A 13,255-nucleotide genomic window follows, 5' to 3' on the forward strand; every position below is an offset into this window, starting at 1 on the left:
GTTATTTGCTAATAGCCAACGTACTCACTAGAGATTGACCACTATTTGGTATTTCTGAATCACTCAAAAAAAGACCAACGCAAGGCTGGCAATATTAGGGAAATGATGTGGTTACGAACACAACAGCAATAATCTTACCACAGATAATTCATAACTGATCATATTTCAACACATAACAATGTGTGCTTAGGCTATCTGTTTTTGAATGAGGATAAATAAACATGATTACTTTAGCGGAATGGAATGCAAGGAGGGATAGACCAAGAAGAATGGACACAGTCAGGGGTTGGGTTAGAAATGGGCTAATTCAACCTCCCCCCATCAAGGATGGAAGAGAATATTTAGTTGAAGAGAGTGCAATCAAAGTTAACAGCATTAACGAAGTTAGTCAAAAAAGTATGTTGCTGCAAAGGATAGGCCATGACCAGAATCAGAAAAACAAAAAATCGGGATTTGCCCCCTAACCTATACAAAAGAAACGGGTATTATTCCTATAGGGACCCACGTACACGTAAGGAATACGGTTTGGGTAGAAACAAAGCCTATGCAATTAACGAGGCTATTAGTGCAAATCAGTTATTGATGAAAGCAGAGAAAGTAAAGCCACTAACAGAAAGGATCGACGGGCAGGGAACTGTCTATTTTCATGAGTTTTTAGATAGATATGAAGAAATATTGAAAACAAGAGGATTGAGGGAAACAACATTAAAAGAATATAGGCAAAGAATAAGAATAATCAGAAAAGGATTTCTAGATACACCGGTACAAAACATAACTACAAAAAATATTGCAGATTTTCTCCATCCTTTTATTAATGAAGGAAAAACTACAACTGCAAAATTATTGAGAGGATCAATAATTGATTGCTTTAAAGAAGCATTAGCTAGTGGTTTAGTACAATTGAACCCTGCTGAGCTAACAAAAACCCCAAAAGCTAAAATTCAAAGAGTAAGATTATCTCTCAATGATTTTAAAACTATTTTGAACTTGAATAACGATGGTAATCATTGGTTAACTCATGCAATGAAACTGGCTTTAGTTACTGGTCAGAGGATATCTGATATTTCAAAAATGAGGTATGAAGATATTCATGATAACAAGTTATGGGTCATTCAACAAAAAACCGAGACTAAAATAACAATTCCTTTAAATATTGAAATAATAAATATCAGGTTATCAGATATAATAAAAATTAACGAACACGATTCAGAATATATTATTAATGATACGGGCAAAAAAGTTTCAATAGAAAAAATATCAAAAGGATTTGCAAAACTTAGGGATAAAACAAATCTAACATGGGAAGGTACACCTCCATCATTTCATGAAATCCGAAGTTTGTCTGCCAGATTGTATACAGAAAAAAATGGAAGTGAATTTGCTCGTAAATTGTTAGGCCATAAATCAGCAGAAATGACAGCTAAATATCAGGATGATAGGCAGAATAATTGGATTGAAATTTAAAAATTTATAGTGAATAAATAGTGAATTATAGTGATACTTCACTTATAACACTCTGAAATATAATTACTTTTATTTAATCCAACAATCAACATAATACTCGGCCAATGTATGGCTCGATAAGCACTTTCCATATCAATACAGCGAAATTTTCCCATCAAAAGACAGGCGATAAGTACAGCAATAAAATTAGGGATCTCATCTATTGCCATCATAGTAACCATTAATGCTAAACAAAAGATCGCATGTGGCGCTTGCGATGCAGCAGGCGCCACCGCCTCTACCTCAGCGGCCAAATTTAATACAATAAAATTATGTCTATCAGTTGACAATAAGCGAATTAATTTCCAGTCACCCACGATCAGTAAAATATCACCTAAACGCATTGGCTGATCAATTAATTTATCATCGATAGTTTTTCCTTCCCGATATATGCCAACAACATTAAGACCATAACGCGTGCGAAATTTAATTTCTCGCAATGTACTGCCTAATAACTCAGATTGCGGCGCTAAGGAAAACTCCGCCATTCCAACTTCACGCGAGCGAGCAGAAAAATATTCACCGCGCAAAATCATTGGTGTCAATTTTTGTTGATGACAAAATTCATTGAGATCAACTTCACTATCAGCCATATCGACTAATAACACATCACGTTCATGTAACTCCGTTGTGGCCGTTACACTTAGCATAAGTCGACGAAAACGATGCCAACGTTCAATACCAATAACATTGGCACCATAACGTGAACGCAAATGTAATTCATCAAGAGAGTAACCTATTAAGGGGGAACCCGGGCAAATGGCCAAACAACGAGCACGACCGGTTAGCTTATAATCACGAATAAAGTCGTGAAATGTTCGCCGCTGAGGATCCTTACCCACTGTAATTTCACGGTTACCTAACCAATGACGAACCATCCACATATAAATAATTGCCAGCAACAGTACCGCAATCCCAATGGGTGTAATAGCAAAGAATTTGAATCCCGTATAACCTTCTCTGACTAGTTCACTATTAACTATCATATTTGGCGGTGTCGCTACTAACGTCATCATCCCACTGATAAGTCCAGCAAAGCCTAATGGCATCATCAAGCGTCCTGGTGGAATTTTCATTTGTTTAGCAACATTAAGAACAACTGGAATAAAAATGGCAACAATGCCGGTGGAACTCATAAATGCGCCTAAACCTGCAACTGTTATCATTAAAAAAAATCAGCATCTTATTTTCATTATTACCGGCTACACCGACTAACCAATCACCAACTTGGTAAGCAATACCTGTGCGCACTAATCCCTCGCTAAAAACAAAAAGTGCAGCAATTAGCAGCACATTGGGATCACTAAAGCCGATTGTTGCTTGTTTAAGCGTTAGAGTTCCACTTAATACTAAAGCCACAATGACTAATAATGCAACCACATCCATACGGATCTTATTAGTCATAAAAAGAGTGACCACGATTAGCAGTAAAATTAATACCCATACCAGTTGGCTATTCAAAATGACCTCAAATTAAGTCTATTCATAGGGCAAATTTGTCATAAATAGTACAAATTTGCCGGCCTACTTTATGAAATTAACATACGTTTATCGCTGAGTCACCGTAACAATACCTTGGTTATCTGGTTTTGAAATATTTAATTCAGTAAATGATTTGATAATTAGCGAAATTTCTTCTCGCCGTGGCATACCTACCGGCGCATGTACAGCGATAACCTGACACCCCGCATCTAAGGCCGAATAGATGCCGGCCTGCGCATCTTCAACCGCGATACAGGCTTCTGGCGGTAAATTTAGTAGTTGTGCACCAAGCAAAAATGGATCTGGCTGCGGTTTACCTTGTTCCACCCGTTCAATCGTGACCCAGTGTTTGGGTTCCGGCAAGCCTGCGGCTTTACTACGATTAAAAGCAATCGGAATGGTGCCAGAAGTGACTATTGCCCATGGAATAGCAAATGCATTTAGTTGTTCAAGTAGAGCAATCGCACCGGGTAGTGCCACAATACCTGACGTATTGGCTGCTTCCAAATTTTCTAGCCAATAGAAAACTTCATCAATTTCAGTTTCAGTAGCATTTGGCATAAAATGACGAATAGAATTAATTGCCGGTTTGCCATGAATATAGTGTAAAACATCTGTTTCTGAAACACCGATCCGATGGCTAAATTCTCGCCAACAATGTTCAACATTTGGTAAAGAATCAACCAGCGTGCCATCCAAATCAAATAGAAATCCCTTACATTTTAATACCATTGATGCTCCTTAGATAAATCATGCATTAATGATTTGATTAATTTCTACTGCACAAAGATGATACTGACGCGGACAAAATGTCCAAACACTTAACATTCTCAGATACTTATCCCACATGGGTGTCTGAGCATTAAAATTATCGCTACCATTAACAAAATGACGATAGCGACCTTCACTACTCACCAAAAATCGAACATAATTAAGATAACGTGCTTCCGTAACAGCATCAAAGCCTAAAAAGATAACTCTCCTGTCCGTAATATCGGCTTTAGACGGCAAATTTTCCCAGGAAACTTGTAAGGCATGATAAATTTCCATAATATCAATGATAGTCTGGCAATTTTCTTCTGACAACTCAGCAAAATCTTGTGCTAACTCTTTCATTTGCAAGCCAAAACCACCTTCAATGATGGTTTGACAGCGTCGATAGTGTTTAGCATTATCCGGATCAAGCATGATCAGCATTTTATATTGGTTAGACAGAATTAAGCGTTGTGCATTGGTCATTTCCATTATGGCTCTCCTATACTAGGAAATTTGCTAAATCATCGCATTACCGCCCTGCCTTTTATAGTGATAACACACCTTTTATTGATCTAAAAAGGCTTTTCAATTTTTAACTATTAAAAAACTATTTTCTAATGCCAATTATCTCTCTCGCTGACCAGCTACTCCACTATCATTTCAAATTAAGTTAAATACCATCAACAAAAGAGCGATCTAATTGTTTGAAAGCGCGTTTTAACAATTCTGCTAGTGTTTGATAAGTCGGGGTACCTTTAACTGGCGTGATGGTAATTCCAGCTTGTTTAAATTTTTCACGAATTTCATAAAACCAACTAAGTAATGCAGAAGGTAGCGGCGTAACTGAACGCTTACCTAACCACCATAATCCCTGCAATGGTAAGCTACAAGCAAAAAGAGCTGTCCCCACAGCCGGTCCCAGCAGACCACCCCATGCAATCTGCCAGCTAAGGGTAAAAATAGCAACCGCAGGCATGTAACGAATCGCAAATCGGCTAGCGGTGATTACGCGATGCTCGGGAAAAATAGGTATCAAACATTTCTCTAACGGAAATGTCTTGGCATACTGCCTCCCTAGTTTCAACTTTTGTATGAAACCCGGGGTCGTTTCTGGTGTCGTATTCATCAATACCTCACATGACTTCAATCAATTTTTCATGCAAAATTTAAAAAATATATATAAAGCATAAAATCTTTTTAGTAGAATTTATAGGGCAACATCGGTTGCCGGAGGCCACGATTTCTATAATCTGTAGAAAAACTTATATCATATAAAGTTTATATTTGGTCTATTACTATGTTTTCAATCCATAATGTTAATATTATATTGCATCTTTAATATCAACATGGCAAACATAGTTATTTAGTCGATAAATACGATTAAAATATCATAATATTGCGTAAATATGATATTAATCATTCAATATAATCCCAGGGATAAGCTAGGCTACTAGCATTCTATTGGATTGATGTTTTTTAACCCTAGTCTTCCTGGTTAACCCGACAAAGAAGACTCCATGATAACGATATAGTAGGTAATTCCATGTCAAGTAAGCTGGTACTTGTCCTCAACTGCGGTAGCTCTTCCCTTAAATTTGCTATCATTGATCCTGTTAACGGCGAAGAACAACTATCTGGTTTAGCAGAATGTTTTCATCTACCAGAAGCCCGCATTAAATGGAAAATAGATGGCACGAAAAACGAAGCTGCTTTAGGCGCAGGCGCTGCACACAGTGAAGCAATGACTTTCATTGTCAATCAAATTCTTACCCAAAAACCAGAATTAGCCCAAGCCATTTCTGCTATTGGTCATCGTATTGTGCATGGCGGTGAAAAATTTACCCAATCGGTTATTATCAATGATGAAGTCGTTGCAGGCATTAAAGCATCTATTCCATTTGCGCCATTACATAATCCTGCTGGCATTATTGGACTTGAAGAAGCGAAAAAAGCATTTCCACATTTAAATGACAAACATGTTGCTGTATTTGATACCGCCTTCCATCAGACGATGCCGGTTGAAGCTTATTTATATGCTCTACCTTATAATCTTTACAAAGAACATGGTATCCGTCGTTATGGCGCGCACGGTACTAGCCACTATTATGTCTCCCGGCAAGCAGCCAAAGAACTGAATAAACCGATCAATGATCTGAATGTTATCACCTGCCATTTGGGCAATGGTGGATCGGTTACTGCAATAGTCAATGGACAATCTGTTGATACCTCGATGGGTCTCACACCGCTAGAAGGCCTAGTGATGGGAACGCGTAGTGGTGATATCGATCCGGCTATTGTGTTCCACCTTCATGACGCTTTGGGTATGAGTGTTGATAAAATCAATTCATTATTAACTAAAGAGTCTGGCATACTTGGATTAACTGAAGTCACCAACGATTGTCGTTATGTCGAAGACAATTATGACACTAAACCAGATGCAAAACGGGCAATGGATGTCTATTGTCATCGTTTAGCCAAATATATCGCCGCTTACTGCGCATTAATGGAAGGGCGATTAGATGCTATTATTTTCACCGGTGGTATTGGAGAAAACTCAGCTCTAGTACGTGAATTAACACTTAAAAAATTATCTTTAATTGGTATTAAGTATGATCACGAGCGCAACTTAGCTGCACGATTTGGCAAATCGGGCAAGATCACGACTGACGATAGCATTCCTGCTCTGGTTATTCCAACGAATGAAGAGTTAGTTATTGCTCAGGACGCTAGCCGCCTAACGGCATAAATAGATTAGAAGCTGCCAGTTTACCAATTGGCAGTAAGAGGTTAAACATCTTGCAACTGTTAAAGAGGTATTTGTGTCCCGTACAATAATGTTAATTCCGACTGACATTAGTGTTGGTTTAACCAGCGTCAGTTTAGGGGTCGTCCGTTCAATGGAACAAAAAGGGGTTAGTCTAACGGTTTTTAAGCCCATTGCTCAACCCCGTTTTGGTGATAAAGATCAGACAACCGAAGTATTACGCTCCCATTCTAGTGTTCAGGTCGCTGAACCACTAAAAATGAGTTATGTTGAATCTCTGCTGGCTAATGATCAAAAAGATATTTTAATGGAAGAGATTGTTGCTCGTTATCATGACAATACGCAACAGGCTGAAGTTATTCTAATCGAAGGTTTAATGCCTACCCGTAAGCACCCTTTTGCCCAATCGTTAAATTATGATATCGCCAAGACGTTAGGCGCTGACGTTATTTTTGTTACCGCATTAGGTAACAACACCCCGGAACAGTTAAAAGAGCGCATTGAATTAGCCCGCGCAGAATTTGGTGGTTTACAAAATAAAAATATCACCGGGGTAATTATTAATAAACTCAATGCACCAGTTGATGAGCATGGCCGTACCCGCCCTGATTTATCGGAGATATTTGATGAGTCGACTAAAGCTACAATCACAAAAATTGATAGCAAAACGTTAGCTAACAATAGTCCACTGCCAATATTGGGTTGTATTCCATGGAATTTTGATCTAATCGCCACCCGTGGTATTGATATTGCTAATCATCTAAATGCCAGCATTATCAATGAAGGCGCACTACAAACCCGGCGTATAAAATCGGTTATTTTCTGCGCCCGCAGTGTGCCCAATATGGTAGAGCTATTTCGTCCCGGTTCATTGCTAGTAACCTCTTCTGATCGCCCTGATGTTATTGTATCTGCCTGTTTAGCCGCCATGAATGGTGTCGAAATTGGAGCATTACTATTAACGGGTGGTTACCCTATTGCCAAGCCAATACACTCCCTCTGTCACCGCGCTTTCGAAACCGGTTTACCGGTATTGATGGTAGATACCAATACCTGGCAAACTTCGTTAAGTCTGCAAAGTTTCAGTTTAGAAGTGCATGCGGATGATCATGAACGGATTGAAAAAATTCAAAACTATGTTGCCTTGCATATCAATCAGCAATGGATTGATTCACTCACTGCTGACTCAGAACGCCCTAAACGGCTATCACCTCCCGCTTTCCGCTATCAATTAACTGAATTAGCGCGTAAAGCTAACAAACGTATCATACTACCGGAGGGTAATGAACCTCGTACGGTAAAAGCGGCAGCTATTTGTGCTGAAAGGGGGATTGCCACCTGTATCCTGCTAGGTGATCCCGATGAAATAAAACGGGTTGCCGCCGCGCAAGGGGTTGAATTAGGTGCCGGAATCGAAATTGTGGCACCTAAATCAGTACGAAAAAACTATGTTGAGCGCTTAGTTGAGCTGCGCAAAAATAAAGGCATGACTGAAATTGTAGCGCGTGAACAGTTAGAAGATAATGTGGTGTTAGGCACCATGATGCTGGAAAAAAATGAGGTTGATGGTTTAGTTTCCGGCGCTGTTCATACCACGGCGAATACTATTCGCCCACCGTTACAACTGATCAAAACTGCCCCTGGCAGCTCAATCGTCTCTTCGATATTCTTTATGCTATTACCTGAGCAGGTGTTAGTTTATGGTGACTGCGCAATAAATCCAGATCCAACGGCGGAACAATTATCAGAAATCGCCATCCAGTCGGCAGATTCGGCCAAAGCATTTGGTATTGAGCCGCGAGTGGCAATGATCTCTTATTCTACCGGTAACTCCGGTGCCGGCAGTGACGTGGACAAAGTGCGAGAAGCAACCCGTTTAGCACAAGCAAAACGACCCGATTTAGTGATTGACGGTCCATTACAATATGATGCAGCCATTATGGCCGATGTGGCTAAATCTAAAGCACCGAATTCACCGGTAGCCGGTCAAGCAACGGTGTTTATTTTTCCAGATCTTAATACTGGCAATACTACCTATAAAGCGGTGCAACGCTCAGCTAATCTGGTTTCTATCGGCCCAATGCTACAGGGGATGCGTAAACCGGTTAATGATTTGTCCCGTGGCGCATTGGTTGATGATATTGTTTATACCATTGCCCTTACCGCGATTCAGGCTACGCAAAATAACTAATTTCTTCTGGCTATCAAAAAAGCTGAAATACTCTGTATTTCAGCTTTTTTTTACATAAAATACAGGCAATATCCACTAATAAATTGAAAGCAATTGTGTTATACATTATAAAAAGCGTTAAAAATCAATTTATTACAAAGTTAACATACCTCAAAGAATAAAATTTTCCCACTAACTAATAACAATAATTAATAATAAAAAGCGTTAATCTAAATACACAATATTTATATTCTGATTTAATTTAATACAAAATATTATCTTTAGATAAAAGGCGAATTAATAATAGATTTATTTAACGCTAAGTTTTTCGTTATACTAACCAAACTCACCGCTAAAATACCTATAAGTAAGTAGTGGTGAGGGTAATATTCATAACCCTTAAATTTAACATCGGAGGTTTTATGTCTATTTCTTTTGCTACAATCCATCAAGGGACACCCACTATCAAAGTTCAAGATAACCGGGGTCTAGCAATTCGAACATTACAATTTTATCGGACAACCAGCGAAGATCCACCAGAGTTACGGCTGACCCAGCAAAAATTTACCGCTACAGGTCACCTCCTCTCGCAACAAGATCCTCGACTTCCTATCCCCAATTTCTCTTATCAAACATCATTAACCGGTAATATCATCCATACTGAAAGCCAGGACAGTGGTAACTTATTAACGTTAAATGATATTGAAGGACGACCTTTTTACCAACAAGATGCCAGACATACTCAGCGTAACTGGTTATATGAATCTACAGAAAGGCCTTTTATGGGAAGGTTACTTGCTATCGATGAGCAAGTAGCTAATCAAGCATCACGAATTCTTGAACGCTTAATCTATGCGCCAGTAACACGACAAAACCAAGCATATAATTTATGTGGCCAAGTCATTCGTCACTATGATACCGCTGGCTGTCAACAAATATAAAGTGTTGCTCTCAACGGCTATCTTCAAATTCAACAACGCCAACTGCTGGCTGATTTTTCTTATCCAAGCGATTGGCAGGGTACAGAACAAGAGTGGCAACAAAAACTCTCTACAGATACCTTTATTACCCGCCAGGACTATGATATCGGCGGTGCCCTACTACAGCAAATCGATGCTGATGGCAACATTCAACAACAGCGTTATAACTGTGCGGGACAGTTAATTTCTCGCTCATTACAAGTTAAAGATCAACCTCAACAAATTGTCTTACGAGCCGCTGATTATGTAGCTAATGGACAAATCAGACAGGAGATACTTGGCAATGGCGTAATTACTGATTATAGCTATGAAGCTGAAACAGGTTATCTATTAATGGCAAAAACTTACCGTCCAGTGCATCATCCCTTAGGTTATTTAACTTTCCAAGATTTACGCTACACCTATGATCCTGTCGGTAATATTATTCTTATTCAGAATGATGCCCATGCATCACGCTTTTATCATAATCAAAAATCCATTCCTGAAAATCACTACCGCTATGATACCTTCTATCAGCTCATTGAAGCGACTGGACGAGAATCACTAACAAATCGCCATCCTTTTACTCAACGTTTTCTTTCCTCCCCTGCTGATGCTGCCTATCAAAGCACTCCATATACCCGCCAATATCAATATGATGCTTCAGGTAATTTAACGATGATAAAACATCTGGGCGCTAGTCAATGGACAAAACGTATTTATGTTTCTGCTACCAGTAACCATGCTTTATCTGACTCTTTTTTCCCCTCAACATCAGACTTGCCTATTGAAGATTACTTTGATGCTGCTGGCAATCAACTCCAATTGCAAATCGGTCAAAATTTAACTTGGAATGGTCAAAATCAATTAGCTTCAGTTACGCCAATTACACGGGAAACAGCGGAAAATGATAGTGAAATCTACTGTTATGATAGCCAGGGAGTGCGTTTAGTCAAACAAGAACAGTATCTAGCTGGCAATGTAACCCATATTAAAACCAGTTGTTATTTACCGGGAATTGAAATAATCACTCATGATCTACAAACAGCAGAAGGGCAACCCCCACAACGACAATCCTTACGGACTGTCATCATGCTAGAAAACGTACGAGTATTGCATTGGGCGAATGCTCAAGATGCCCCGCCTGAAATCGGCAATAATGCGTTGCGTTATAGTATAAATAATCAAATTGACAGTTGCATTTTAGAATTAAATGAAGCAGGCCAATTAAGTAGTGAAAAAGAATTTTTCCCTTATGGTGGTACTGCCTGGTGGGCAGCGCAAAATCAGCTTGAAGCTTATTATAAAACCTATCGTTATTCAGGCAAAGAACGGGTTGCTAGCGGGCTATATTACTATGGTTCTCGCTATTATCAGCCCTGGATTGGACGATGGCTAAATCCTGATCCAGCCGGTACTATTGACGGATTAAATCTCTATCGAATGGTAAGGAATAATCCCGTTAACTTATATGATCCCAATGGGAACTCGCCACTTAAAAAACTTTTTGGCAAAAATAACAAACCGACAAAAAGTATCGCAGCAGCTACAGCGCCATTAGCCATCCAACGACCTGAACAAAAAGAATACTTACCCCAAATTGTTATGGACAGTATGTACCAACAAATTGATAGACAAACAAACATAAAATATTTAAGTGAACAGGAAAGAATGTATTATGAAGTAGAAGTTGATAATGAAGGACTATTACGTAATAAAATAAGTCAAAGCCTTTTTAATCAAACTAATGAGTACGGAGAATCAGGTGATCATAGTGTATGGAATGCAACTGTTTATGCTTACGTTATCAGTTTAGATAAAAAACTTTATCTTAATAAGCACGTACCACAATCTTTCCATCACTCTTCATTTATGGCTGGAGCAAATGTATTGGACGCCGGAATGATAAGTGTACTCAATGGACAAATTCTTTCATTAACCACCAAAAGTGGTCATTATAAACCAACAATAAAGCAAAAATTAGCGTCAATTGACTATCTTAAAGAAAATAATGCTGATTTATCCCAAGCTAAAGTAATAGATGTTGATGGGCCAGGCTATTTATATGAAAAGACTATATATCGTGCAGAGAGTATGTATTTAAAAGGCCTTAAGGCAACTGAAACCAACATTGCCAGAGACACACTAATTGCAGAAAATGTTACCCCTAGTCAAAAACGTGAAATATATAGGCAAAAACTCAGTGAATTTACTCGTTATCAAATTAAAAAACCGCAAGCTAGTGCAAATGTTTCCACTCGATTATAAAAATCTATAAAAAATAAAAAGCCTTAAAATCACTTATTACTCATGAAATAAGTGATTTTTTTGCATAAAATATCCTATCTATCTGGCACAAACAAACGACTCGATTTAGTGATTGACGGTCCATTACAATATGATGCAGCCATTATGGCCGATGTGGCTAAATCTAAAGCACTGAATTCACCGGTAGCCGGTCAAGCAACGGTGTTTATTTTTCCAGATCTTAATACTGGCAATACTACCTATAAAGCGGTGCAACGCTCAGCTAATCTGGTTTCTATCGGCCCAATGCTACAGGGGATGCGTAAACCGGTTAATGATTTGTCCCGTGGCGCATTGGTTGATGATATTGTTTATACCATTGCCCTTACCGCGATTCAGGCAACGCAAAATAACTGATTTTTTCTGGCTGACAAAAAAAGCTGAAATACAGAGTATTTCAGCTTTTTTTACTCACTAACCACTTAATTTATAACTCACTTTAATCGATAAAATTAAGTTTTATTCATCGCTAACTAAATGGAAAAACGGCAATTAATGGCTAAAAACCGGCTAGCGTTCTTAACTAGCTGGATTTTATTCAATAACTTGTACCTCGGCGAAAACATTAAAGCGATGTCTTTCCGTTTCAATTAAACGGAAATTACTTCCACCATTGGCCAATTGTATATCATATAGGGGACTATCTCTTAGCAAGGGGCTTTCATCGGGTAACCATAATGCTAACTGATATTTTCCGCTTTTTATATTATCAAGCTGACTGGAAATACTAAATGTATAACCCCTACCCGCTGCGCACAACTCAGCTCCTTCTGGCATAAAGAGTTGCCATTTGATCTCATCTTGCTCATCGAGGAATACAATAACAATCGGTCTGTTATTTACTGGTCGGGCAAAACCATAATTTTTTAGGCTAAACTTTAAATCAAAATAATCACCATTTTTAACATATAATGGGTAAGTCGCTTCTTCAAGTATCAGCCTATAGCCAAGATGATCTCTAATATATTCAAAGGCACTCCTGGTGGTATAATTTGTCTTTGTGTGATCCCAAAAATAGTCGCGATCACAGACAAACCCAGCATTTTCAAACCTTTTTAAATCAATAACCGCTTTACGTAGAGCCGCTATACATAAATTTAAATTATGTATAATACTAAATGTTGCAGCGCCTAATTCAGTAAAGCGCCAAATCGTACCCCAGCCAAAATCAGCAGGAATTGTATTAAGGCACCAGGGATCACGCCCATCATCGTTGTAAGGCATTTCAACGTCATAAATAGAATTTACGCCAATTTTTTTTAGATCTTGATACACTTCACTTCGCCAGGTAAAGTCATTGCCAGCAGCATATTT

General features: G+C 38.6%; 10 protein-coding genes and 2 pseudogenes. 7 read left to right on the top strand and 5 right to left on the bottom strand.

From position 1 onward, the window contains the following. Positions 1-269: 269 nt before the first annotated feature. On the top strand, positions 270-464 hold the full coding sequence (locus H1X92_RS01780; protein ID WP_233458106.1) for an excisionase: 195 nt from the start codon (positions 270-272) through the stop codon (positions 462-464). After that, a complete protein-coding gene (locus tag H1X92_RS01785; protein WP_180558599.1) occupies positions 421-1,464 on the top strand; it encodes a site-specific integrase in 1,044 nt (347 codons plus the stop codon). Before H1X92_RS01780 ends, H1X92_RS01785 begins: the two co-directional genes overlap by 44 nt. Before the next feature lie 74 nt (positions 1,465-1,538). Here H1X92_RS01785 and H1X92_RS01790 read toward each other — a convergent pair. From H1X92_RS01790 to yfbV, 4 genes and pseudogenes are all read right to left on the bottom strand, one after another. Next, positions 1,539-2,964 (bottom strand): annotated as a pseudogene (locus H1X92_RS01790) (SLC13 family permease); the annotation flags it as partial. A gap of 87 nt (positions 2,965-3,051) precedes the next feature. Then, the gene (locus tag H1X92_RS01795) at positions 3,052-3,717 is read right to left on the bottom strand and encodes a sugar phosphatase (RefSeq protein WP_180558600.1); all 666 of its coding nucleotides are present in this window, start codon (positions 3,715-3,717) and stop codon (positions 3,052-3,054) included. Between the two features lie 18 nt (positions 3,718-3,735). After that, positions 3,736-4,230, bottom strand: coding sequence for a YfbU family protein (locus H1X92_RS01800; protein ID WP_180558601.1), 495 nt, complete (start codon positions 4,228-4,230; stop codon positions 3,736-3,738). 181 nt (positions 4,231-4,411) lie between these two features. Continuing rightward, complete coding sequence (yfbV, locus tag H1X92_RS01805; protein ID WP_180558602.1) at positions 4,412-4,867, bottom strand: terminus macrodomain insulation protein YfbV; 456 nt, start codon at positions 4,865-4,867, stop codon at positions 4,412-4,414. Between the two features lie 417 nt (positions 4,868-5,284). On the opposite strand from yfbV, the gene H1X92_RS01810 reads away from it, so the two are divergent. The 5 genes and pseudogenes from H1X92_RS01810 to H1X92_RS01830 form a co-directional block, all read left to right on the top strand. Further along, entirely contained in the window at positions 5,285-6,487 is a 1,203-nt protein-coding gene (locus tag H1X92_RS01810) for an acetate kinase (protein ID WP_180558603.1), read from the top strand. 73 nt (positions 6,488-6,560) lie between these two features. Then, a complete protein-coding gene (pta, locus tag H1X92_RS01815) occupies positions 6,561-8,696 on the top strand; it encodes a phosphate acetyltransferase (protein WP_180558604.1) in 2,136 nt (711 codons plus the stop codon). Between the two features lie 401 nt (positions 8,697-9,097). After that, entirely contained in the window at positions 9,098-9,616 is a 519-nt protein-coding gene (locus H1X92_RS01820; RefSeq protein WP_180558605.1) for a hypothetical protein, read from the top strand. Between the two features lie 372 nt (positions 9,617-9,988). Continuing rightward, positions 9,989-11,902 carry an RHS repeat-associated core domain-containing protein gene (locus tag H1X92_RS01825; RefSeq protein ID WP_180558606.1) on the top strand — a complete coding sequence of 638 codons (1,914 nt, stop codon included), beginning with the start codon at positions 9,989-9,991 and terminating at the stop codon, positions 11,900-11,902. Positions 11,903-11,995: 93 nt separating this feature from the next. Further along, positions 11,996-12,298 (top strand): annotated as a pseudogene (locus H1X92_RS01830) (phosphate acyltransferase); the annotation flags it as partial. Positions 12,299-12,475: 177 nt separating this feature from the next. On the opposite strand, the gene H1X92_RS01835 reads toward H1X92_RS01830, so the two are convergent. Continuing rightward, positions 12,476-13,216, bottom strand: coding sequence for a DUF4832 domain-containing protein (locus H1X92_RS01835; RefSeq protein ID WP_180558607.1), 741 nt, complete (start codon positions 13,214-13,216; stop codon positions 12,476-12,478). Positions 13,217-13,255 lie beyond the last annotated feature (39 nt).

The organism is Arsenophonus endosymbiont of Apis mellifera (assembly GCF_903968575.1).
Taxonomy (GTDB): Bacteria; Pseudomonadota; Gammaproteobacteria; order Enterobacterales; family Enterobacteriaceae; genus Arsenophonus; species Arsenophonus apicola.